The sequence below is a fragment of the Amycolatopsis sp. NBC_01307 genome (assembly GCF_035975215.1).
GTDB lineage: Bacteria > Actinomycetota > Actinomycetes > Mycobacteriales > Pseudonocardiaceae > Amycolatopsis.
The window spans coordinates 7,978,261-8,001,467 of the sequence record NZ_CP108403.1; the positions used below are offsets into that span (position 1 = coordinate 7,978,261).

The 23,207-nt window shown below is 70.7% G+C and carries 19 protein-coding genes; 11 read left to right on the plus strand and 8 right to left on the minus strand.

The features are described from left to right. Positions 1 to 5 precede the first annotated feature (5 nt). Positions 6 to 752 (minus strand): alpha/beta fold hydrolase, encoded by a 747-nt coding sequence (locus OG439_RS34995; RefSeq protein WP_326944907.1) that lies wholly within the window; start codon positions 750 to 752, stop codon positions 6 to 8. A gap of 75 nt (positions 753 to 827) precedes the next feature. Here OG439_RS34995 and OG439_RS35000 point away from each other — a divergent pair, with 75 nt between their 5' ends. The 3 genes from OG439_RS35000 (at position 828) to OG439_RS35010 (ending at position 3,553) form a co-directional block, all read left to right on the plus strand. Continuing rightward, positions 828 to 2,258 (plus strand): M1 family metallopeptidase, encoded by a 1,431-nt coding sequence (locus OG439_RS35000; protein WP_326944908.1) that lies wholly within the window; start codon positions 828 to 830, stop codon positions 2,256 to 2,258. A 193-nt stretch (positions 2,259 to 2,451) separates the two neighbouring features. Further along, positions 2,452 to 2,763 carry an antibiotic biosynthesis monooxygenase family protein gene (locus tag OG439_RS35005; protein ID WP_326944909.1) on the plus strand — a complete coding sequence of 104 codons (312 nt, stop codon included), beginning with the start codon at positions 2,452 to 2,454 and terminating at the stop codon, positions 2,761 to 2,763. Next, entirely contained in the window at positions 2,756 to 3,553 is a 798-nt protein-coding gene (locus OG439_RS35010) for an SIR2 family NAD-dependent protein deacylase (protein WP_326944910.1), read from the plus strand. The genes OG439_RS35005 and OG439_RS35010 overlap by 8 nt, the downstream gene beginning before the upstream one ends. Before the next feature lie 39 nt (positions 3,554 to 3,592). Here the strand turns inward: OG439_RS35010 and OG439_RS35015 are convergent, their stop codons facing one another. Next, the gene (locus tag OG439_RS35015; RefSeq protein ID WP_326944911.1) at positions 3,593 to 4,552 is read right to left on the minus strand and encodes an endonuclease/exonuclease/phosphatase family protein; all 960 of its coding nucleotides are present in this window, start codon (positions 4,550 to 4,552) and stop codon (positions 3,593 to 3,595) included. Positions 4,553 to 4,723: 171 nt separating this feature from the next. On the opposite strand from OG439_RS35015, the gene OG439_RS35020 reads away from it, so the two are divergent. Both OG439_RS35020 and OG439_RS35025 read left to right on the plus strand, forming a co-directional pair. After that, complete coding sequence (locus OG439_RS35020) at positions 4,724 to 5,704, plus strand: ATP-binding cassette domain-containing protein (RefSeq protein ID WP_247058780.1); 981 nt, start codon at positions 4,724 to 4,726, stop codon at positions 5,702 to 5,704. After that, positions 5,701 to 6,507 carry an ABC transporter permease gene (locus OG439_RS35025; protein WP_326944912.1) on the plus strand — a complete coding sequence of 269 codons (807 nt, stop codon included), beginning with the start codon at positions 5,701 to 5,703 and terminating at the stop codon, positions 6,505 to 6,507. Before OG439_RS35020 ends, OG439_RS35025 begins: the two co-directional genes overlap by 4 nt. A 69-nt stretch (positions 6,508 to 6,576) precedes the next feature. Here the strand turns inward: OG439_RS35025 and OG439_RS35030 are convergent, their stop codons facing one another. Next, positions 6,577 to 9,753, minus strand: coding sequence for a BTAD domain-containing putative transcriptional regulator (locus tag OG439_RS35030; protein ID WP_326944913.1), 3,177 nt, complete (start codon positions 9,751 to 9,753; stop codon positions 6,577 to 6,579). Between the two features lie 162 nt (positions 9,754 to 9,915). On the opposite strand from OG439_RS35030, the gene OG439_RS35035 reads away from it, so the two are divergent. The 3 genes from OG439_RS35035 to OG439_RS35045 all read left to right on the plus strand — a co-directional run bounded on the left by OG439_RS35035 (position 9,916) and on the right by OG439_RS35045 (position 12,511). Beyond that, positions 9,916 to 11,349 carry a M1 family metallopeptidase gene (locus tag OG439_RS35035; RefSeq protein ID WP_326944914.1) on the plus strand — a complete coding sequence of 478 codons (1,434 nt, stop codon included), beginning with the start codon at positions 9,916 to 9,918 and terminating at the stop codon, positions 11,347 to 11,349. Between the two features lie 77 nt (positions 11,350 to 11,426). Continuing rightward, positions 11,427 to 12,068, plus strand: coding sequence for a pyroglutamyl-peptidase I (gene pcp / locus OG439_RS35040; RefSeq protein ID WP_326944915.1), 642 nt, complete (start codon positions 11,427 to 11,429; stop codon positions 12,066 to 12,068). A 23-nt stretch (positions 12,069 to 12,091) separates the two neighbouring features. Next, positions 12,092 to 12,511 carry a hypothetical protein gene (locus OG439_RS35045; RefSeq protein ID WP_326944916.1) on the plus strand — a complete coding sequence of 140 codons (420 nt, stop codon included), beginning with the start codon at positions 12,092 to 12,094 and terminating at the stop codon, positions 12,509 to 12,511. A gap of 1 nt (position 12,512) precedes the next feature. Here OG439_RS35045 and OG439_RS35050 read toward each other — a convergent pair whose 3' ends face one another. Both OG439_RS35050 and OG439_RS35055 read right to left on the minus strand, forming a co-directional pair. After that, on the minus strand, positions 12,513 to 14,240 hold the full coding sequence (locus OG439_RS35050; protein WP_326944917.1) for an Hsp70 family protein: 1,728 nt from the start codon (positions 14,238 to 14,240) through the stop codon (positions 12,513 to 12,515). Between the two features lie 379 nt (positions 14,241 to 14,619). Continuing rightward, positions 14,620 to 17,178, minus strand: coding sequence for an ATP-dependent Clp protease ATP-binding subunit (locus tag OG439_RS35055; protein ID WP_247058787.1), 2,559 nt, complete (start codon positions 17,176 to 17,178; stop codon positions 14,620 to 14,622). 370 nt (positions 17,179 to 17,548) lie between these two features. Between OG439_RS35055 and OG439_RS35060 the strand changes: the two genes are divergently transcribed. Beyond that, positions 17,549 to 18,373 carry a (2Fe-2S)-binding protein gene (locus tag OG439_RS35060; protein WP_326944918.1) on the plus strand — a complete coding sequence of 275 codons (825 nt, stop codon included), beginning with the start codon at positions 17,549 to 17,551 and terminating at the stop codon, positions 18,371 to 18,373. Between the two features lie 429 nt (positions 18,374 to 18,802). On the opposite strand, the gene OG439_RS35065 is transcribed toward OG439_RS35060, so the two are convergent. Then, positions 18,803 to 19,372: a TIGR03086 family metal-binding protein gene (locus OG439_RS35065; RefSeq protein WP_326944919.1), complete on the minus strand. Its 570-nt coding sequence runs from the start codon at positions 19,370 to 19,372 to the stop codon at positions 18,803 to 18,805. 64 nt (positions 19,373 to 19,436) lie between these two features. Between OG439_RS35065 and OG439_RS35070 the strand changes: the two genes are divergently transcribed. Continuing rightward, positions 19,437 to 20,270, plus strand: coding sequence for an AraC family transcriptional regulator (locus tag OG439_RS35070; RefSeq protein ID WP_442792239.1), 834 nt, complete (start codon positions 19,437 to 19,439; stop codon positions 20,268 to 20,270). A 52-nt stretch (positions 20,271 to 20,322) separates the two neighbouring features. On the opposite strand, the gene OG439_RS35075 is transcribed toward OG439_RS35070, so the two are convergent. Beyond that, on the minus strand, positions 20,323 to 20,676 hold the full coding sequence (locus tag OG439_RS35075) for a histone-like nucleoid-structuring protein Lsr2 (protein WP_247058791.1): 354 nt from the start codon (positions 20,674 to 20,676) through the stop codon (positions 20,323 to 20,325). A 144-nt stretch (positions 20,677 to 20,820) separates the two neighbouring features. Then, positions 20,821 to 22,332 carry a lysine--tRNA ligase gene (gene lysS, locus OG439_RS35080; RefSeq protein ID WP_326944921.1) on the minus strand — a complete coding sequence of 504 codons (1,512 nt, stop codon included), beginning with the start codon at positions 22,330 to 22,332 and terminating at the stop codon, positions 20,821 to 20,823. Between the two features lie 76 nt (positions 22,333 to 22,408). Here lysS and OG439_RS35085 point away from each other — a divergent pair, with 76 nt between their 5' ends. Then, positions 22,409 to 23,170, plus strand: coding sequence for a class I SAM-dependent methyltransferase (locus OG439_RS35085; protein ID WP_326944922.1), 762 nt, complete (start codon positions 22,409 to 22,411; stop codon positions 23,168 to 23,170). Positions 23,171 to 23,207 lie beyond the last annotated feature (37 nt).

Below are 23,207 nucleotides of genomic sequence, written 5' to 3' on the forward strand. Positions count from 1 at the left end.
CCGCTTTAACGGTTCAGGACCTGGGACAAGAAGGCCTCGACGGCGCCCCGGTAGGTCTCCGGGGCCTCGTCGTGGGGCAGGTGGGCCGAACCCGGGACGACCAGGTGTTTCGCGCCCGGCACCCGGGCGGCGACCAGCGCCTGCTGGCCCGGCGGCATGGCCGTGTGCTCGCCCTCGACCACCAGCAGCGGGCAGCGGATTCCGTCCACAGTGGACCAGTAGTCGACGCGGCCCCATTCGGCGGCGATGACGTAAAGGTCTTCGAGGTCGGCGACCAGGTGGTAGCCGTCGGGACGCTCCTCGACGCAGTCGGTGAAGTACTCGCCCGCGTCGCCGAAGAACTCCCGGACGTGGTCGAGCGACTCGAACGGCACCGGCCAGCTCTCGAAGTAACCACGCCAGGTCTCGACCGTCCGGCCGCGCTGGTCCGGCGCGAAGTCCTCGGACACCACCGCGCGCACCAGCTCCGGGTACCGCACGGCCGTCGCCCACGCGTGCAGGCCGCCCATCGAGTGGCCGATGAGCACCGCCGGGCCGGCGTCGAGGGTGCGCAGCGCGTCGGCGACGTCGGCGGCGAACCGCTCGGTCGTCCACGGCCCGACCCGCGGCGCGCTGCCGTGGCCGCGCGCGTCGAGGCCGTAGACCGCGCCGTAGGGCCGGAGCCACTCCGCGACCCGCCGCCACGTCCGCGCCCGGCCCATCAGGCCGTGGAGCAGAACGATCGGCACGCCGCTGCCGCCGAAACAGAGCACGCGGCCACCTAACCACAGATCCGCAGGTGCGGAACGTGACCGAGTGGTCGCGCACGATGACCTAGGCTGGGTCGCATGCGCCGCCGACTCACCGCCCTCGCCCTCTGCAGTGTGGTGATCTCCGCCGTGGCCTGCAGCGGTGACGCCGTCCCGGCGCCGCCACCACCGCCGCCCATGCACCCGGCACCCGGCGCGTCCGGCGCCGGTGATCCGTATTACCCGGACGACGGCAACGGCGGTTACGACGCCCTGCACTACGACGTCGACGCGAGCTACGACCCGCCGAGCGGCCGGCTCGACGGCGACACGACCGTCACGGCCAAGGCGACCCAGGACCTCAGCCGGTTCGACCTCGACCTGCGCGGGCTCGACGTCGCCGGCGTCGAGGTCGACGGGCAGCCGGTGAAGTTCAGCCGGGAGAAGGCGTACGAACTGGTCGTCACGCCGGCGGCGCCGATCCGCGCCGGGACGACGTTCCGCACGCGCGTCCGATACGGCGGTGACCCGGCGAAGACCCCGCACGGCGGCGGCAGCGAGAACGGCTGGCAGCACTCGGCCGACGGCGGCGCGTTCATGGTCGGCGAGCCGCACTCGGCGGCGTTCTGGTACCCGGTCAACGAGACCCCGCGCGACAAGGCCACTTTCACGCTCACCGCGCACGTCCCGGACGGCTGGACGGTGATCTCCAACGGCCGTGAGCTGCCGCCGGTCCACGCCGGCGGCAAGACCACGACGACGTGGACCGAGACGAACCCGGTGGCGAGCTACCTCACGACCGTCGCGATCGGCAAGTTCAGCGTCGACCGCTCGACGCTGCCGGACGGCACCCCGGTCGTCTCCGCGTACGCGCCCGGTGCCGAGGCCCACCGCGCGACCGGCGACCGGCTGCCCGAGATCCTCACCTTCCTGACCGGCAAGTTCGGGCCGTACCCGCAGTCGGCGGCCGGCGGGATCTACCTGAACGAGGACATCCACTTCTCGCTGGAGACGCAGACCCGGCCGACGTACGCGAAGTGGGCCGAGCTGCTGACGCTGGTGCACGAGAACGCCCACCAGTGGTTCGGCGACTCGGTGTCGGTGGCCGACTGGTCCGACGCCTGCCTGAACGAGTGCTTCGCGTCGTACGCGCAGTGGCTGTGGGGCGAGCGCGAGGGCCAGAACCTCGACGACCGCTACCGCGCGGCGATCGAGCTGACCCGCGGCAGCACCGACTTCTGGAGCCGCAAGCTGGTCGGCATGGGCGCCGGCCACGAGTTCGAAGGCGTCTACGACAAGGGCATCCTCGCCCTGCACGCGCTGCGCCGCAAGATCGGCGACCCGGCGTTCGACCGCCTCCTGCACGAGTGGCCGGCGAAGTACCGCCACGCAAACGCAACGTGGACCGACTTCGAGAACATGGCCGGCAGCATCGCGGGCCAAGACCTGAAGGCCTTCTTCGCCGACTGGTTCCACGGCACAGCACTACCCGCGGACGCCGACCTCTTCCCCGGCTCCCTACGCAGCTGACCGGGCCCCGCGTGTCGACCCTCCAATCACGTGAGTCGACCCCCCAATCACGCGTGATGTCTCTCTAATCACGCGAGATGCCCCGGAGCCCGTACTCGGACGGGTCACACCCGTGATTGGGGAGACATCTCGTGTGATTGAACGGTCATCACACATGATTGGAGGGTCGACACGGCGTCAGTAGGCTGGAGCCATGAGTGTTGTGAAGATCAACGCGATCGAGGTTCCCGAAGGTTCCGGCGCCGAGCTGGAGAAGCGGTTCGGCGCGCGGCTGCACGCCGTCGACCAGCAGCCCGGCTTCCTCGGCTTCGAGCTGCTGCGGCCGGTTTCCGGCGAGACTCGGTACTTCGTCTACACGAAGTGGGAGACGGAGGAGGCCTACCAGGCCTGGGCGACCGGTGGCGCCGCCGCGGCCGCGCACTCCGGGGAGCGGGCCAAGCCCGTGTCGAGCGGTGCCAGCCTGCTGGAGTTCGAGGTCGTCCTCGGCTCGCAGCCGGGTGAGTGACCTCGCCCGCGCCGCGGAGCTGCTCGACGGCGCCGGCGCGCTCCTGATCTGCGCCGGCGCCGGGATGGGCGTCGACTCCGGGCTGCCGGACTTCCGGGGCGGCGAAGGGTTCTGGCGCGCGTACCCGCCGTACGCGCGGCTCGGCCTGCGGTTCGAGGAGATCGCCGATCCGCGCCACTTCGCCGAGGACCCCGAGCTGGCCTGGGGGTTCTACGGCCACCGCCTGGACCTGTACCGCAAGACGCTGCCCCACCGCGGTTTCGGCCTGCTGCGCGAACTCCGGCCGGCGGGCGGCGTCCGCGTCTTCACGTCCAATGTGGACGGCCAGTTCCAGAAGGCGGGTTTCGAACACGTCGCCGAAGCTCACGGCTCGATCCACCACCTGCAGTGCCTGTCCGGCTGCACCACGGAGATCTGGCCGGCCGACGTCGACGTCCCCGTCGACACCGAGACGATGCGCGCGGTGCCGCCGCTGCCGTCGTGCCCGCGCTGCGGCGGCTTGGCCCGCCCCAACATCCTGATGTTCGGCGACTACCAATGGGTGCCGGACCGCAGCCAGGCCCAGCTCGACGAGCTGACGACGTGGCGCCGCACGGCGCGCGACCTCGTGGTGGTGGAGCTGGGCGCGGGCCAGGCGGTCCCGACGGTCCGCCGCTACAGCGAACTCGCCAGCGCCGCGACGGGCGCGTTGATCCGCATCAACCCGCGCGAACCCCAGATCCGCCACGGCCGCGGCGTGTCCATCGCGGCCGGTGCGCTGGAGACGCTCGAACAGCTCGTGAGTGTTTAGGGCGGTTCTAACCGCCCTAAACACTCACGACGGGCGTGCTCACGGCAGTTGCACCTCGGCGAAGACCGCGCGGTGGTCGCTGCCCGGGACGTCGAACACGCCGTAGTCCCGGACCGCCGCGCGGTTGTCCACCACGACGTGGTCGATCGTCACCAGTGGCAGCGACGACGGCCACGTCGGCGTCAGCCCCGAGCCGTGCTGCTCGGCCGCGTCGTTGTAGCCGCGGGACAGCACCGTGCGGAACGCCGCGTGGTCCAGGGTCGCGTTGAAGTCGCCTGCGAGGATCCGGAGGCCGTGCTCGCCCGCCGCGCGGGAGAGGTCCTTCGTCTCGCGCTCCCACTGCGGGGTGTCGACGTCCGGGGAGATCGGGTGGACGGCGACGATCTCCACCACCACGCCGTCGCCGAGATCGGCCTGGGCGCCCGGCTGCTTGGCCGCGGAATCACCCGTCAGGTTGACCTCCGTCAGGGGGAACCGCGACACGATCCCCGAGCCGAACGCGCCGGGCGCGGGGTGCAGGACGCGGTACGGCAGCGTCTGGAACAGCCCGGCCGCGGTCAGGCCGTCGACCACACGGGGCGTCATCTCGACCAGGTTCAGCACGTCGATCCGCTGCGCGCGCACCAGGTCGACGACGGCTTTCGGGTCCGCCTGGCCGTAGAGCAGGTTCGAGGAGAGCACGCGCAGTGTCCTGCCGTGCACGTCGCGTTGGTCGCTCGCCGAAATCCGCGGCACGACCAGGACGGCCAGCACGATCGCCAGCACCAGCGCGACCCCGCCGACCCACCAGCGGCGGCACGCCAGCGCCAGGCCGCCGGCCAGCACGCCGTACAGCACCGCGTACGGCGTCAACGACAGCGCGACCAGGACGTACCAGTCGCCGTCGAAGCCGACCAGGCGCAGCACGACCAGCACCGCCAGCGGCACCACCGGTACCACCAGCAGGGCCGTGACCAGCGGGTTCTTCCGCCGCACCCGCGTCTCTTCCGTTGTCACCATGCAGCCGAGTATGCCGAGGTCGCCGCCGGACGGCCCGGGCGGCGACCACACCTCCACAACATCTCCACCGGCGCTGCCAGCGCCGGACAGCCGCTGTCAGCGCGCTGTGCGCGGCCTGCCAGCCCGGACGTCCACTGTGGTCCTCACAGCGACCAGCGAAGGAGGACGCCCATGTCGCACGCGATCCAGGCCGAAGGCCTGGTCAAGCATTTCGGGGAAACCAAGGCGCTGGACGGGGTGGACCTCGAGGTCCCCTACGGCCAGGTGGTGGGGGTGCTCGGGCCGAACGGCGCGGGCAAGACGACCGCGATCCGCATTCTGGCGACGTTGATGAAACCCGACTCCGGGAGAGCAACGGTCGGGGGCTACGACGTGGTTTCCGACCCGGTCCGGGTCCGCAGCCTGATCGGGCTGACCGGGCAGTACGCGTCGGTCGACGAGGACCTCAACGGCATCGAGAACCTGATGCTCATCGGCCGGCTGTACGGCCTGCCCCGGGCCCAGGCCCGCAAGCGCGCCACCGAGCTGATCGAGCGGTTCGAGCTGACCGGCGCGGCCAAGCGGGCGATCCGGACGTTCTCGGGCGGCATGCGACGCCGGATCGACCTGGCCGCCAGCCTCGTCGGCGGCCCCGAGGTGCTCTACCTCGACGAACCGACCACCGGGCTCGACCCGCACGCCCGCAACGAGGTCTGGGACGTCGTGCGCAACCTCGTCGCCGACGGCGCGACGGTGCTGCTGACCACGCAGTACCTGGAGGAGGCCGACCAGCTGGCCGACAAGATCACCGTGTTCGACCACGGCCGCGTCGTCGCCGACGGCCGGGCCGACGAGCTGAAGCGCCGCGTCGGCGGGCAGACGCTGCAGGTGCGCCCGACCCAGCTGTCCGACATGGACGCCGTCAACCGGATCCTCGGTGACCTCAGCGGCGTCCGGCCCACCCGGGACGACGCCTCCGGGCTGCTCACCGCGCCGGTCAGCGACCCGGTACTGCTGTCCACGTTGGTCCGCAAGCTCGACGAGGCCGGGATCACCGCGGACGAGCTGGCGCTGCGGCTGCCCAGCCTCGACGAGGTGTTCCTCGCCCTGACCGGGCACGCCGCCGACGAACCCAAGAAGGACACCCGCGACCTCGAAGGGAGCCTGGCATGACGACCTTGGCACTCGACCGCCCGGCCCCACCACGGCACATCAGCCCGGGAAAGGGCTTCCAGCACGCGCTTTCGCTCGCGTGGCGCGGCGTGCTGAAGATCCGCAAGAACCCGGAGCAGCTGGCCGACGTCACGCTGATGCCGATCATCTTCCTGGTCATGTTCGTCTACCTGTTCGGCGGCGCGCTGTCCGGATCGACCGACGCGTACCTGCAGATGGTCGTGCCGGGCATCATGGTGATGAACATCCTGCAGGCGTGTCTCACCGTCGGCACGAACCTCAACACCGACATCACCAAGGGCGTGTTCGACCGGTTCCGCAGCATGCCGATCGCCCGGTCGGCACCCCTGATCGGGGCGGTGCTGGCGGACATCGTGCGGTACGTGGTCTGCCTGGTCGTGCTGATGGTCGTCGCGACGATCATGGGCTACCGGATCGCGACCAGCCCCGGCGAGTTCGCCGTGGCGATCCTGCTGGCGCTGGCGTTCGGGCTCTGCTTCTGCTGGGGCTCGGTGTTCGTCGGCATGATCATGAAGTCGCCGGGCGCGGCGCAGGCGCTGATGTTCGTCTTCATCATGCCGCTGACGTTCGGCAGCAACGTGTTCGTCAGCACGGCCACCATGCCGGGCTGGCTGAAGGCGTGGGCGGACATCAGCCCGGTGAGCCTGATGGCCAACGCGTTGCGCGGCCTGATGAACGGCGGCGCCGTCGCCGGTCCGCTGGCCGGGGCCCTGGCCTGGATGGCAGGCGCGGTCATCGTGTTCTTCCCGCTGGCCACCTGGGCCTACCGCCGGCGGGTCTGAGGGCGCGGGTGCACGGGGGTGACCCACGCCAGTAGCTGAAGGGGACGTTCGCGGGGGCGAGCGTCCCCTTCAGCTTTTGACGGCGTCCAGCTCCGCCAGCACCCAGGCGATCGTGTCCTCTTTGGACATCGCCCGGGCCTGCTCGTACCGCTCTTCGTAGTCCGGCAGCTCGTCGTTCAGCTCGACGCGAAGCTCCCGCAGCTCGGGACTGCCGAGGTCGAGCCGGCCGCGGATGACGGCGGACGCGGCGAGCGCCCGGACCGCCACGTCGAGGCGGCCCTGCCGGGCGCGGATCAGCGCCAGCAGCTCGACCGCCCCGGCCAGGTCCGGCATGTCGCCGCGGCGGTAGGTGGACCGGATCGCCGAGGCGGCGGGGGCCTCCGCCTCGTCGGCGCGGCCGGTGGCGAGGCTCAGCCGCGCTTCGGCCGCGCAGACCCACTCTTCGCCCATCCCGCCGGGGAACGCCTCGTCCCGCGCCAGCTCCGCGATGCGGTCGAGCTGCACCCGGGCCTCGGTCAGCCGGTCCGTGCGCACCAGCAGCTCCAGCCGGCCGAACATCAGGACGATCTTCTGCTGCGGGTTCGTGACGCCCGCGCCGTAGCGCTCGGCCGCCTCCTGGTCGCGCCAGGCACCTTCGATGTCGCCGGCCCGGGCCCGCTCCACGGCCAGCCGCCACCAGTGCTGGACGGCGTCCTCGTGCGAACGCAGCTCCATCGACATCGCCAGGCCCTGCTGGTAGGTCTCGATGGCCTTCGCGCTCTCGCCCGCCTGCGAAAGCGCGTACGCCTTGAAGCTCAGCGTCATCGCGATGCCCCAGCGGTCGCCGACCTCGACGAAGCCGGCGTAAGCCAGGTCGCGCGCCCGGTCCGCGCCCTCGACGTCCCCCTCGTCGTCGAGCACGAAGCTCTCCACCCAGTGGCCGCCGGCGCGGGTCCACGCGTCCGCGCTCCGCTCCGACCGGCGCACCTCGCGGAGCGCGACGTCACGGTCGCCGCCGAGGAAGGCCAGCATCGGCAGGGCCACCGAGAGCCCGGCGTAGCGGTCCATCGCGCCGGTGCGGACGCATTCGTCGACCACCGGCAGGGTGTCCGAGTCGTCGGTGCGCATCGGGACCATGTCCATCAGGTACAGGATCGCCTTGTAGGCCGCGGCGACGACGGCGGGCAACCGGTCGCCGAAGGCGAGCGTCTCGCGGACCAGCCCGCCGAACCGGCCGCTCTGCCCGAGAATGGTGAGGTACCAGAACATCCCGTCCAGCAGGCCGATCGCGTTGTCCACATCGGACATTTCGAGCGCGCCACGCAGCGCCGTGATCATGTTGGCGTTCTCGGCCTCGTACCGGGCGATCGCCGGCAGCTGTTCACGGGTGCGCAGCACCGGCTCCAGCCGGGCCGCCAGTTCGGTGTAGTACTTCGCCATCGCGCGTCGCGTCGCGTCCAGCTCGCCCGACTCCGCCAGGCGCTCGGTCGCGTAGGCCCGCAGCGTCTCCAGCATCCGGTAACGCGGCTCGCCGAAACTCCCCGGCACGGTGTCCACAATGGACTTCTCGACCAGGCTGCCGAGCACGTACGGGACGTCGGCCGCGAGCAGCGGCTCGTCCGCGCAGACGGCTTCGACCGTCTCCAGCTCGGCGCCGCCGGTGAACACCGAGAGCCGCCGGGCCAGCACCCGCTCGGCGTCGGTCAGCAGGTCCCAGCTCCACTCGACGACCGCGCGCAGCGTGCGCTGACGCGGCAACGCCGTGCGGCTGCCCGACGTGAGCAGCCGGAACCGGTCGCCGAGCCGGCCGGCGATCTGCGCGACCGTCATCGACCGCAGCCGCGCCGCGGCCAGCTCCAGGGCCAGCGGCATGCCGTCGAGCCGGCGGCAGATCTCGCCGACGTGGTCCACAGTGGACCGGTCGAGGACGAAGTCGGGGCGGACCGCGGCCGCGCGGTCGAGGAACAGCCGCGTCGAGTCCAGCTCGGCGGCTTCGGCGGGCGCGGCGCGTTCCGCCGGCACCGGCAACGGCCCCAGCGGGCAGAGCGCCTCCCCGGTGATCGCCAGCGGTTCGCGGCTGGTGGCCAGGATCCGCAGCCGCGGCGCGCGGTGCAGCAGGTCGTCCGCCAGCCGCGCGGCGGCGTCGACGACGTGCTCGCAGTTGTCCAGCACCAGCAGCGCGTCCGCGCCCCCGAGCACCTCGACGGCCTGCTCGAGCGGGTCCGCCGGGCGCCGGCGGACGTCGGTCTCGGTGCTGCGCATGTCACGGACGCCCAGCGCGCCCAGCAGCGCGGCCTCGACGTCGTCGGGGTCGCGGACGCCGGCCAGCGCGGCGAACCAGACCCGCCCCTGCTGGTGCACCGGGTGCCGGGACGCCGTTTCGGTGGCCAGCCGGGTCTTGCCGGCGCCGCCCGGCCCGGTCAGGGTGACCAGCCGGTTCCCGCCGAGCAGCTCGGCCAGCAGCTTGAGCTCGTCGTCGCGGCCGATGAACGTCGTCAGCCGCGTCGGCAGCCGGTCGGCCACCGGGGACGGCGGCGCGAACTCGCCCCGCAGCGCGGCCAGCTGGATCTCCTGCAGCTCGGCGGACGGGTCGACGCCGAGCTGGTCGGCCAGCGTGCGGCGCAGACCGGAGTAGACGGTCAGCGCCTCGGACTGCCGCCCGGCGGCGCAGAGCGCGCGGATCAGCAGGCCGGCGAGCCGTTCACGCAGCGGGTCGGCCTCGGCCGCGGCGGCCAGGTCGGGCAGGACGGCGGTGTGCTCGCCCAGGCGGATGAGCGCGTCGAAGCGGTCTTCGGCCGCCTCCGCGCGCAGGTCGGTGAGCCGCCGGGCCGGAGCTTGGGCGAACGGCGCGTCGAGGACGTCGGCGAGCGCACCGCCCTGCCACAGCACGAGCGCCTCGGCCAGCAGCTCGGCCGCGCGGGCGGCCCGGCCGGCGGCGAGCTCACGCCGGCCGTCGGCGGCCAGCCGTTCGAAGCGCTCGGCGTCGACGTCCTCCCGCGCGACGGCGAGCCGGTAGCCGCCGGGGCCGGACTCGATCGCCACCGGCAGGGCCTTCCGCAGCCGCGAGACCAGCGACTGGAGGGCGTTCGGCGCGTCGGCGGGCGGCTCGGCACCCCAGAGGCCGTCGATCAGCGCGTCGGCCGGGACGGCCCGGCCGGCGTCCAGCGCCAGCCTGGCCAAGAGCATGCGGAGGCGGGCGCCGCCGATGTCGATCGGGGTGCCGTCGTCCTCCGCTGCCCGCAGCGGGCCCAGCAGCGCAACGCGCATGCACCCAGCTTTCCAGACCCTCGCTGAGGGCCGGGGGCGGATGCCCGGAGCGGCACCGACGGAAGGGTTGATTTTCCGGACAAATACGACTTCGACCCGGCCCGGCACACAGTCGTGGCGCTACGTTGCGGGTTCACGCACCCCAGACGGACAGGAGCGTTCATGAGGGGCAAGAAACCGGTCGTGCTCGCGGCGGCCCTGCTCACCGGCATCTGCCTGAGCTCGGGCGTCGCCGCCGCCGGGAACGACTGGGGCGCCGCGAAGCCGGGCAGCGACGGCGCCGGGGACAGCTACTACCCCCAGGACGGCAACGGCGGCTACGACGTCGCCGACTACAACCTGAAGGTCACCTACGACACGGCGTCGCACCAGCTCATCGGGCTGCAGGACATCACCGCGCGGGCGACGCAGGCACTCAGCTCGTTCAACCTGGACCTGCGCGGGCTGACCGTCGACAACGTCCGGGTCGACGGGCGGGACGCGAAGTTCGGCCGCAGTGGCGACCACGAGCTGACGATCACGCCGTCGCGGCCCCTGCGGCGCGGCCAGGACTTCGACGTCAAGATCGGCTACCACGGCGTGCCCGCGGCGATCAGCGACCCGTCGCTGGGCGACAACGGCTGGCAGTACGCCCAGGCGGGCGGCGCGTTCGTCGCCGGCGAGCCGAAGTCGGCGACCACCTGGTACCCGGTCAACGACACCCCGCTCGACAAGGCCACGTTCCACCTCGCGATCACCGTGCCCGACGAGTGGGGCGTGATCTCCAACGGCCGCGAGCGCGCCACCTTCCCGGCCCCCGGCGGCACGACGCACGTCTGGGCCGAGGAAACGCCGATCGTGCCGTACATGACCACGGTCGCGATCGACAAGTGGACGTTCGACAAGCAGAAGCGCAAGGACGGCACGCCGATCATCAGCGCGTTCGCCCCGGGTACGCCCGACTCGACGAAGCAGGCCGAGGCGAAGCTGCCGGAGATCCTCGACTTCCTCGAGTCGAAGTTCGGCAAGTACCCGATCGACGCCGCGGGCGGCATCTTCCTCAACGAGCAGATCGGCTTCTCGCTGGAGACGATGAGCCGGCCGATCTACTCCGCGGGCTGGGCCGGCACGGTCCCGACGATCGTCCACGAGAACGCCCACCAGTGGTACGGCGACTCGGTGGCCGTCGACCACTGGCGTGACGTCTGCATGAACGAGTGCTTCGCCTCCTACGCCGAATGGCTCTGGGACGAGGCCAAGAACGGCGTCGACCTGAACAAGCAGTACTCGGACGACGTCAAGAAGGCGTCGACGGCGTTCTGGAACGGCAAGCTCTACGACATGGGCGCCGGCAACGAGTTCACGTACGTGTACTCGAAGGGCCCGGTCATGCTGCACGCGCTGCGCAACTACATCGGGCAGAGCGCGTTCGACCGGGTGCTCAAGACCTGGCCGTCGCTGCACCGGGGCGGCAACGCGAGCATGCAGGACTTCCAGCGCTACACCGAAAGCGTCGCGCACAAGAACCTCAAGGGCTTCTTCGACGCGTGGATCTACGGCACCGGCAAGCCGGCCGACCAGTACCTCTACCCGGGCGGCCTCAAGCCCGCCGCCTGAGCCTCAAGTCCGTGAATGCCACATCGAGGGACGTAGTGTCTCTCGATGTGGCATTCACGGACTTCGGGGAGGGAACCATGGCCAGGGTGCTGATGACGGGGTTCGCGCCGTTCGGCGGCGAGCCGGTGAACCCGTCGTGGCAGGCGGTGTCGCTCGTCGGGGCGCGGCGGGACGACGTCGCCGCCGTCGAGCTGCCGGTCGAGTTCGCGGCGTCGCTGCCCGCGTTGCGGCGGGCTCTGGCCGAGCACCAGCCGGAGCTGGTGGTTTGTGTTGGGCAGGCGGGCGGCCGGGCCGAGGTGACGCCGGAGCGTGTCGCGATCAACCTCGTCGACGCCCGCATCCCGGACAACGCCGGTGCCCAGCCGGTCGACGTCCCGGTCGTCGAAGGCGGCCCGGCGGCGTACTTCACGACGCTCCCGGTGAAGGCCTGCGTCGCGGCGATCCGCGCGGCGGGCGTCCCGGCGGCGGTGTCCCACACGGCCGGGACGTACGTCTGCAACCAGGTCTTCTACGGCCTGATGCACCTGCTGGCCACGGACTTCCCGGGCGTGCGCGGCGGTTTTGTGCACGTGCCGTTCAGCCCCGAGCAGGTCGCGGCGTCGGGCAAGACCGCGCCGTCGCTGGGCGTCGACCGGATCGCCGACGCGCTGGAAGCCTTGGCGGACACGGCGTCGAAGCTCACCGAGGACATCGCGGTCAGTGCGGGCGTGGAGCACTGAGACCCCGGGCGGACCCACGGGCGGTGCTCGTGGTGGTCCTCGCGGCCCTGGGCGGCGGCGCGGGCACCGGCGCGCTCTGGGTGTGGGCCGGCCACCGTTACGACACCATGTGCGCCGACGCCGTCGAAGGCTTCTGCGCGATGGTCAACCAGAGCGCGCTCGGTGTGTTCGTCCTGTGGGCCGCGTCCGGCGGCTCGGCCCTGCTCACCCTGGCCGCGCTGATGGCGGCCCGGATCTGGCCGCAGTTGCAGGCCGTGGTGTCCGCGCTCATCACCCAGGTGCCGCTGCTGGTCGTCTACAACGTGACGGGCACCCTCGGCGACTACCGGATCCTCCTGCTGGCCGTGGTTTCCGGCCTGCTGCAGGCTCTCTGGCCGTGGCTGGCGGGGATCCGGTTCCTGCCCGGCCGCCGCTCCGTGACGTCGGGCCCACCCGGCCGGTGAGTCAGGCCGGCTTGAGGTCGCCGGTGAAGTACGCGACGAGGTCTTCGGTGCGGCGGTCGCGGCCCGTGAAGTCGATCGAGACGTAGAGCGCGGCCGCCTCGCGGCCGTCCGCGCCGAAGAGCACGATCCCGGCGAGGGTGCCGACGCCGGCGACGTACCGGCCGTGCAGCCCGCCGCCGTCCCAGGTCCCGCGGACGACGGTGCCCTCGCCCATCTGCAGCTTCGCGCCCGCCTCGAAGGCGTCGACGGTCAGGCCCTGGTAGTAGGTGACGGCGCTGCTCTTGCCGGACCCGCCCGGGAAACCGCACGTGACGGCGGTCTGCGCGTGCACGATCCGGGCCACGCTGTCGGACGGCCGGCACGCGGCGCGGTCCGGCACCGTTCCGGCGAGCGACCGCAGGCAGCCGGTGAACCCGGCCTGGTCGCGCTGCGCCGTGCTCGTGCAGTCCACTGTGGACTCGGCGGCGTCGGTGCGGGTCGCGAGCAGGACGACGGTCACCACGATCGCGACGACGACGAGCACGGCTGCCGCGATGAGCAGTGGTTTCTTCTTGCCGGCCTGGGGTTTCGGTGGCGGCGGCCGGAACATCTGCTGGGGCCGGGGTTGCGGGCGCGGCGGGGCCGCGGGCGGGCGGACCGGCGCGAAGGCGGGCACGGTGAGGTTCGGGTCGCTCGTGCCGAGCGGCACGTGGTGCAGCCCGAACGCGACGGCCGTCTCGGGCTGGTCCTGCGTGGTCGGCACGACGCCGAGCTGGCGGCCGAGCAGCCCGGCCAGCAACGGCATCCGGCTCGGCCCGCCGACCAGGTAGACGCCGGCGAGCTGCGCGGGGTTCAGCCCGGCGCGGTGGATGGTCGCGGCGAGCAGTTCGGCGCTGCGCAGCAGGCTCGGCCGCACGAGCGCCTCGAGCTCCGCACGGCTGACGAGGACGTCGCCGAACGGCTCGGGCATCGGCACGTCGGTCTGCGGGTGGCGGGAGAGGCTTTCCTTGGCGTCACGGACATCCTGGAGCAACGCGCGCCGCAGGCGGCGGTCGGCCGTCGTCTGCGGGCGCAGCAGGCGTTGCCACTGCGCCGGATCGGCGTGCGACACCGAGCGGCCGATGTGGACGAGCAGCGCCTGATCGATGTCGAGGCTGCCCAGGTCGGGCAGGCCGTCCTCGGCGAGCACGGCGAAGCCGTGCGCGGACATGCCGACGACGGCGCAGTCGAAGGTGCCGGCCCCGAGGTCGTAAACCCCGATCGGCCCGGCGTCGCGGTTGCCGAGACTCCCGTAGTGCGCCGCGGCGGCCACCGGTTCGGGAACCAGCCGCACGTCGACGAGCCCGGCATCGGCGGCGGCGATCCGCAGGACTTCCTGCCGCGCCGCACCCCACCCGGCGGGGTGCGAGATCCGCGTCTGCCCGGGCAGCCGTCCCAGCTGCCGCCCGGCTTCCTCACCCATCCGCCGCAGAACGGCGGCGAAGGCGTCGGTGATCCGGACGGCGGTACCGCCGAGCTGCAAGATGCCTTCGTCGATCCGCCGCTTGGGATTCGCCTCGAACCGGCTGGGATCGAGCCGCCCACCACGTTCGGCATCCTGCCCGACGATGAGCAGACCGTCATCGTTGAGGAAGACCGCGGAGGACATGGTGACGGACCCGTCGACCTCGATGGCCCGCGGCCCCCGCCCGAACGCGGAGAGCACGCCGACCGTACTGGAAGTCCCGAAGTCGATCGACAAAACATCCACGCGGCGTCCCCTCCCAAGGCCCGCGGGCATCGTCTCATGCGCCCGCGGTGCCTCGATCAGGCGCAGGCGTCGCGCTGGTCGCGCTGGTCCCGCTGACTCGCGGAAACGGTGACGTCATGGTCGTCTACGTACACCTGGGTAGCCTCGCGCCCCGCCGCGTGGGCGACATCTACGTCACGGCCAGCTTCGCGGTCGATCGCGAGCTTGTCCGCCTTGACTTCCCGCCAAGATCGGCTCATCGCTCAGTGCTCCTCTCCGCTTCGCAAGTTTCCGCCAGCACAAACGCGTCCGGGACCAGAGTCCACACATGCAAGAAGGGCGGCTCCCCAACGGGAACCGCCCTTCCGGCGTACTACTCGACCTTCAAGCGTTCAGGCGATCACTCGCCTTCGGCTTCGCCGCCGTTCTCTTCGTGGCCGGCGCCGATGCTGACCGGCGGGGCGTCCGGGATCGAGGACGGCCGGCGCTCACCGCGGAAGGTGAACTTCGCCTGGTCGTCCTTGTCCTCGGGGTTGCCGCTCCAGCCTTCGACGTCGACCAGGATGATCTGGCCGGCCTCGACCTCGCCGAAGAGGATCTTCTCCGACAGCTGGTCCTCGATCTCGCGCTGGATGGTGCGGCGCAGCGGCCGGGCACCCAGCACCGGGTCGAAGCCGCGCTTCGCGAGCAAGGACTTCGCCTTCTCGGTCAGCTCCAGCTCCATGTCCTTGGCCTTGAGCTGCTTCTCCACGCGGCCGATCATCAGATCGACCATCATGATGATCTGTTCCTTGGTCAGCTGGTGGAACACGATGATGTCATCGATCCGGTTCAGGAACTCCGGGCGGAAATGCTTCTTCATTTCCTCGTTGACCTTTTGCTTCATCTTCTCGTACTTCGTGCTGACGTCGTTGCCGCCGGCGAACCCGAGCGAGACGGACTTCGAGATGTCCGAAGTGCCCAGGTTGGACGTGAAGATGAGGACCGTGTTCTTGAAGTCGACCGTGCGACCCTGACCGTCGGTCAGGCGGCCGTCTTCCAGCACCTGCAGGAGCGTGTTGTAGATCTCCTGGTGCGCCTTCTCGATCTCGTCGAAGAGGACCACCGAGAACGGCTTGCGCCGCACCTTCTCGGTCAGCTGGCCACCCTCTTCGTAGCCGACGTAGCCCGGAGGGGCACCGAAGAGCCGCGACGCGGTGTAGCGGTCGTGGAACTCACCCATGTCGATCTGGATGAGCGCGTCGTCCTCGCCGAACAGGAACGCCGCCAGCGCCTTCGACAGCTCGGTCTTACCGACACCGGACGGGCCGGCGAAGATGAACGAGCCCGACGGGCGCTTCGGGTCCTTAAGACCGGCACGCGTACGGCGGATCGCCTGCGAGACGGCCTTGACCGCGTCCTCCTGGCCGATGATGCGCTTGTGGAGCTCTTCCTCCATGCGCAGCAGCCGGGTGGTCTCCTCCTCGGTCAGCTTGAACACCGGGATGCCGGTCCAGTTGGCCAGCACCTCCGCGATCTGCTCGTCGTCGACCTCGGCGACGACGTCGAGGTCGCCGTCCTTCCACTGCTTCTCCCGCTCGCCCTTCTGGCCGAGGAGGGTCTTCTCCTCGTCACGCAGGCGGGCGGCCCGCTCGAAGTCCTGCGCGTCGATCGCGGACTCCTTGTCGCGACGGACGTTCGCGATCTTCTCGTCGAACTCGCGCAGGTCCGGCGGCGCGGTCATCCGGCGGATGCGCATCCGGGCGCCGGCCTCGTCGATCAGGTCGATCGCCTTGTCCGGGAGGAACCGGTCGTTGATGTACCGGTCCGCCAGGGTCGCGGCGGCGACCAGCGCCGAGTCGGTGATCGAGACGCGGTGGTGCGCCTCGTACCGGTCACGCAGGCCCTTGAGGATCTCGATGGTGTGCTCCAGCGAGGGCTCGCCGACCTGGATCGGCTGGAACCGGCGCTCGAGGGCGGCGTCCTTCTCGATGTACTTGCGGTACTCCTCGAGGGTGGTCGCGCCGATCGTCTGCAGCTCACCGCGGGCGAGCATCGGCTTCAGGATCGAAGCCGCGTCGATCGCACCCTCGGCGGCACCCGCCCCGACCAGCGTGTGCAGCTCGTCGATGAACAGGATGATGTCGCCGCGGGTCTTGATCTCCTTGAGCACCTTCTTCAGGCGCTCTTCGAAGTCACCGCGGTAGCGGGAGCCGGCGACCAGGGAGCCAAGGTCAAGCGTGTAGAGCTGCTTGTCCTTGAGCGTCTCGGGCACCTCGCCCTTGACGATGCTCTGCGCGAGGCCCTCGACGACGGCGGTCTTGCCGACGCCGGGCTCGCCGATGAGCACCGGGTTGTTCTTGGTCCGGCGGGACAGGACCTGCATGACCCGCTCGATCTCCTTGCCGCGCCCGATGACCGGGTCGAGCTTGCCCTCGCGGGCGAGCACGGTCATGTTGCGGCCGAACTGGTCCAGCACCAGCGACGACGACGGGGTGCCTTCACCGCGACCGCCGGAACCGGTTTCGGTGGACTCCTTGCCCTGGTAGCCCGAGAGCAGCTGCAGGACCTGCTGGCGGACGCGGTTCAGGTCCGCACCCAGCTTGACCAGCACCTGCGCGGCGACGCCTTCGCCCTCGCGGATCAGGCCCAGCAGGATGTGCTCGGTACCGATGTAGTTGTGGCCGAGCTGCAGCGCTTCGCGCAGCGACAGCTCCAGCACCTTCTTCGCCCGCGGCGTGAACGGGATGTGCCCGCTCGGCGCCTGCTGGCCCTGGCCGATGATCTCTTCGACCTGCTGGCGCACGCCCTCCAGGGCGATGCCCAGCGACTCCAGCGCCTTGGCGGCGACACCCTCACCCTCGTGGATCAGACCCAGGAGGATGTGCTCGGTGCCGATGTAGTTGTGGTTGAGCATCCTGGCTTCTTCTTGAGCCAGAACGACCACCCGCCTCGCGCGGTCGGTGAACCTCTCAAACATGTGCACTCCCTCGACTGCTGCGCCGGCGGCCCGTTATCCATCCGTGCTTTCACCGCGATGGATTCAGCACCGTGAGACCACTCTAGTAGCCAACTGGTAGCGCTGGCGTACCACTACGGCTGTTCGCGGTCTTTTTCGCACCCGGACGTGGAGCACTCCGGGCGCATCCCATCATCAGGTTGCCCTGCACCTTTACGTCAACCCCAACGTGCGGACGGCCACCCGGATTCCGCCATCCGCGCGGTGTCCGCTCAACGCGAACAGGTCCGCAACATGGGAGACCCGTGAGACCGGCCACCCGATTGGCGCAGTAACGGAAAGCCTGTAAGGTTAGGCAGGCCTAATCCCCACGGCGCTAGGAGGGCCGCGGTTGAACCAGCAGCGGTCCTTCCGTGACGCACGCGAGGTCGGCGACGGCCTCGCGTCGTCGCTCCTGCGGGTCTCCGGCCTGCAGGAACGCAACGAACTGCGGCGTGACGTCCCGGTGGGCTGGATCCGCTGTTCGGAGCTGCTGGAGACGCCGGCGTACTTCGACGAGTGGCGCGGCCTGCTGGGCGACTGGCTGCTGCGCGAGCACGACGCCGCGCCGGCGCGGACCACGGCCAGCTACGTGATGACCTGGTACCTGCACGTCCCGGCGTACGTCGGCGCGCTGCTGCTGCACCACGAGCGCCGGGTGCCCTCGCTGAAGCCCGGCGAGCTGGCGTTCCGGCTGGCCGACGACCGCCCGCACCCGGACGGCATGGCCGTGCTCGGCGACGACTTCTACTGCCTCCCGACGGACCCGGGCTCGGCCCGCCCGGAGGCGACGGTCGTCCGCGACGAGCGAACCCTCGCGGCGGTGCTGCGGGCCCACTACCTGGCCCACGCGGCCAAGTTCGTCCAGGCGTACGCCCCGGTCAGCAGGCTGGGCCGCCGCATGCTCTGGGCCGCGGCGACCGACGCGCTGGAGAACTCGCTCTGGTGGGCGGGCCGCCAAGGAGGCACCGCGGAGGCCGAAGGCGCGGGCGTCGCCGACGCGGCCCTGGTGCTGGACACGGTCTACCCACCACTGACGTCGGCATCGACCCTGCGGCTGGCGGAGGGGGCGGACGGCCACCGCGAGTGGACCCGCCGCCGCGAGAGCTGCTGCTTCTCGTACCTGCTGCCGGCCGAGTCCGAGTGCGACGGCTGCCCCCGCACCTGCGCCCGCTAGCCCCCGGCAACGTCCGATGCTGTTCCAGCCCTCCGGCGCCTGACGGCGCCCCCCACCCATCCCCGGGGGGACGGCCCCGACCCAGTCTATCGGCGGGGTAGGACGAAAAGCCCGAATCGCCGCCTGAGCGCCGGAGTTGTCCACATCCGGGCCGGGCTGTGGACAAACGCTCAGCGGGGCCAGGGCCGTGGACAACGCTCTGGGCAGCCAGGGTTGCGGACAGCCGAGCAGGGCCGACACTCAGCAGGCCAGGGCAGCGGACAGCCGGACAGCGGACAGCGGGCAAGGCCGACGCTCAGCGCGGCCAAGGCCGCGGACAGCCGGACGGCCGGGCAGCGGCCAGCGGCCAGCGGCCAGCCGGATAGCGGACAGGGCCGACGCTCAGCGCAGCCAGGGCCACAGACAGCACACAGCGCCCAGGACCACCGCTCAGCGGCTCCACGACGGATCACGGCCCGCCGCCCCCAGCGCACGGTCCAACACAGCCGCCTCCGCCGGAACCGGTACCTCCGGGCCGTAGACGCCCATCGCGCGCGCCTGCTCGCCCATCGCCCGCGCCGACTCCAGGACCGCCGTCGCCGCAGGGGGCGCGCAGTGCAGTGGTCGGCCGCTCGCCCGGGCCAGGTCCCAGCCGTGCAGGACGAACTCGCCCAGGACCATGTCGCCGAGCACCGCCCCGGGCAGCTCAGCCGTGCCCAGCTTCGTCGTGCCGGTCCACGCCGGGGCCGCCTCGAAGATCTCCACCAGTGTCTCCGTCTGCTTCTCCAGCGCGGCCGCCCAGCCGGCCGTCACCAGCCCCGCGCCGGCCTCGCCCGCTCCGGGTGACGGCGGCTCCTCGTGCCGTCCCGCGGCGATGAGCCACGGGCCCCAGTAAAGAAGGTGGTTCAGCAGTCCGGAGACGTCGTAGCCGGCACACGGCGTCGGGGCGCTCAGGTCGTCCACGGCCAGCGCGACGCTCAGGAACTCGGCCGCGGCGGGGCGCATCAACTCGGCAGTCATGCCGAGATCAAAACGGCCCCGCCGCGGCGGCGTCTTGAAAGAACGCGACAGTTACCGTTGAGCCGTGGTGGAACACCGGATCCCGCAGGGCATCGTGGCCGCGGCCACCGCCCGCACGATGTTCACCTTGACCCGGTACCCGCCAGCGCCCGAACTGGCGGAATGCGTCGACTACCACTGGGTGCTGCACTGGGACCGGCGCGGCAAACCGCCGCACGAGCAGCGCGTGCTGCCGAACCTCGCGGTGCACGCGACGTTCTTCCCCACCGCTTCCGGGGTGTACGGACCAGGTCGTGAAGTCTTTTCACATCGACTGGAAGGCCGGGTGCAGGGCCTCGGCGTGCGATTCCGGCCCGGGTGCTTCCGCGCGTTCCTCGACGGCCCGGTGAGTGACATCGCCGACCGCGCCGTCCCGCTCACGGACGTTTTCGGCGCGAAGGCCCGCGAAGCCGCGGAATCGGTGCGGACCGCGCCGGACGACGCGCAAATGGTCGGTGCGATCGACAACTTGCTGATCGCAAATGCGGCGGTACTCCGACCGGCGGCACGAGAAGCCGCAGCCGCGGTCGAATCAATCGCGCGGGATCCGGGAATTACCCGGGTGGCACAGCTCTGCACCGATACTGGACTAACCACCCGCTCACTGCAACGGCTGTTCGCCGAACACGTCGGATGCGCACCCAAGTGGGCGATCCGGATATACCGGCTCAACGACGCCGCGCACCGGATCGCCACCGAAGGACCAGTGGATTACGCCGGACTGGCGGCTCGGCTGGGCTATAGCGACCAGTCGCACTTCATCCGTGATTTCGCGGCGGTGACCGGTCAGTCGCCCGGTGAGTACGCCCGAACGGCCCGGACCGGCCCCGGACCGGTGCCGGACAGTCACCGGACATGAAGAAAGCCGCCGGGCGAATTCGCCCGGCGGCCCCAGTCCCGCAAACCCCGCGTCAGTTCTTCTTGTGGTAGGCCTCGACGACCTCGGAGGGGATCCGGCCCCGGTCCGAAACCGCGTACCCGTTCTTGCGCGCCCAGGACCGAATGGCCTGGTTCTGCTCACGGTCGACGGCGGCCGGGCGAGCGGAGCCCTTGCCACCCGCGACCGGACGCACGGAAGCGCGCTTGCGACCACCGGCGCGGCGGGCGTGCTCGACATACTGCGCGAGCGCGTCCCGGAGCTCCTCGGCGTTTTCCGAGGAGAGGTCGATCTGGTAGCTGATGCCGTCCAAACCGAACTCGACGGTCTCTTCCGCCTCACTGCCGTCGAGGTCGTCGACCAGCGAGACGAGCACCTTCTGTGCCATCTGTTTCCTCCTGCGGGGGCTTACTCAATGATCTGGTTACGGGGCGTGCCCCGCACAGAAGACTTTGTCTGTACATTAGTACCCGCTTCCGGGTGACAGCGCAAATCTCATTGAGATAACCAGTAGACAACTCACACGGCCGGGTTATTCGGGCCGGGTGAGCGGGAAGAGGATCGTCTCCCGGATACCGAGACCGGTCAGCGCCATCAGCAGCCGGTCGATCCCCATTCCGACCCCGCCGCTCGGTGGCATTCCGTACTCAAGTGCCCGGAGGAAATCTTCATCCAGCCGCATGGCTTCGCTATCGCCCTGCGCCGCCAGCCTGGACTGTTCGGTGAGCCGTTCCCGTTCGACGACCGGATCGACCAGCTCGGAGTATCCGGTGGCGAGTTCGAATCCGCGCACGTAGAGGTCCCACTTCTCGGCCACACCGGCCCGCGAGCGGTGCTGCCTGGTCAATGGCGACGTCTCCAGCGGAAAATCACGCACAAACGTCGGGGCGTGCAGGTGATCTCCGACGAGGTGTTCCCACAGTTCCTCGACCAGCTTGCCGTGCGTGAGCTTCGGATCCACTTCCAAGCCCCTGGCCTGCGCGAATCCGTGCAGTTTGGCGGCGGGGGTCTCCGGCGTCACCTCTTCGCCGAGGGAATCGGACAACGACTCGTACATTCCGAGTGTGGTCCATTCGCCGGAGAGGTCGTACTCCGAACCGTCGGGCAGGGTGACGACCTGGGTGTCCAAGACCGCCTGCGCGGCTTCCTGGATCAGCTCGCGGGTCATCACGGCATTGGTGTCGTACGTGGCGTACGCCTCGTAGTACTCCAGCATCGCGAACTCCGGCGAGTGCGACGAGTCGCTGCCCTCGTTCCGGAAGTTGCGATTGATCTCGAAAACCTTCTCGATGCCGCCGACGACGCAGCGCTTGAGGTAGAGCTCCGGCGCGATCCGCAGGAAGAGCTCCAGGTCGAAAGCGTTCGAATGCGTGACGAACGGGCGGGCCGCGGCGCCGCCGTGCAGCGTCTGCAGCATCGGCGTCTCGACCTCGGTGTACCCGCGCCGGTGGAACGACTCCCGCAGCGACCGGACGACGCCGGCGCGCGTGCGCACGACGTCCCGCGCGCGCGGGCGCAGGATGAGGTCGACGTAGCGCTGCCGGATCCGCGTCTCCTCGGCGAGCTCCTTGTGGGCCACCGGGAGCGGGCGCAGCGACTTCGACGTGAGCCGCCAGCTGTCGGCCATCACCGAAAGCTCGCCGCGCTTGGAGGTGATGACCTCACCGTGCACGAAGACGTGGTCGCCCAGGTCGACGTCGGACTTCCACGCCGCGAGCGCGTCTTCGCCGACCTTCGCCAGGCTGATCATCGCCTGCAGTTCGGTGCCGTCGCCCTCGCGAAGGCTCGCGAAGCACAGTTTGCCCGTATTGCGCAGGAACATCACCCGGCCGGTGACGCCGACCAGATCGCCGGTGGCGGTGTCGGCCGGCAGGCCGGAATGGGACGCGCGCACCTCGGCGAGCGAGTGCGTGCGGGGCACCTCCACCGGGTACGGATCGATCCCTTCGGCGATGATCCGGTCGCGCTTCTCCCGGCGCACCCGCATCTGCTCGGGCAGTTCGTCTTCGGCGGGGTCGCTGGTGGACGCGGGGTTTTCGGTCATGGCCCATAGGGTACGAACCTCACCTGGCGCTACGCCAACCGGATTACCTTTCCTTTCCGTCCATTAACCTGGGCCGGTGAGTGATCCCACAGCGGACATCCGCGCCCGGCAAGCCGCTTCCTTCGGTTCGCGCGCCGGCGCGTACGCCGAGCACCGGCCCGGCTACTCGCGGGAAGCCGTCGAGTGGGGCCTCGCCGGAGCGGACGGCACCCCCCGGCGGGTGCTCGACCTCGGCGCCGGAACCGGCAAGGTCACGGCGACCCTGGTCGACCTCGGCCTCGACGTCACCGCCGTCGAACCCGACCCGGAAATGCTGGCCGAACTGTCCCGCCTGCTGCCGGCGGTGACGGCGCTGCCCGGCAGCGCGGAACGGATCCCGCTGCCCGACGCGGCCGTCGACGCGATTTTCGTCGGCCAGGCGTTCCACTGGTTCGACGTCGGGCCCGCGATGACCGAAATGGCGCGGGTGCTGCGTCCGGGCGGGGTGTTCGTGCCGATGTGGAACTACGAGGACGAATCGGTGCCGTGGGTGGCGGAGTTCACCGAAAGCGCGAGCATGGGCCGGCGCCGCCCGGCCGCCGACGGCGATCGGCAACCGGCCACCCACCCGGCGTTCACGACGTTCGAGAGCCACCGCTTCCACCACGCCCACCGGCGGACGGCGGAGAGCCTGCTCGAAACGCTGCAGACCTATTCACGCGTGATCATCTCGGACCCGGCGGAGTCCGCGCCGCTGGTCGCCCGCGTCCGCCACTTCCTGGAGACGAACCCCGCGACGGCGTCCGGCGAGTTCGACCTGCCGCTGATCACCTGGACGTTCCGCAGCCGGCGCCGCTGAAGCTTTACCTTGACCTCCAGCAAACTGGAGGTTCCAG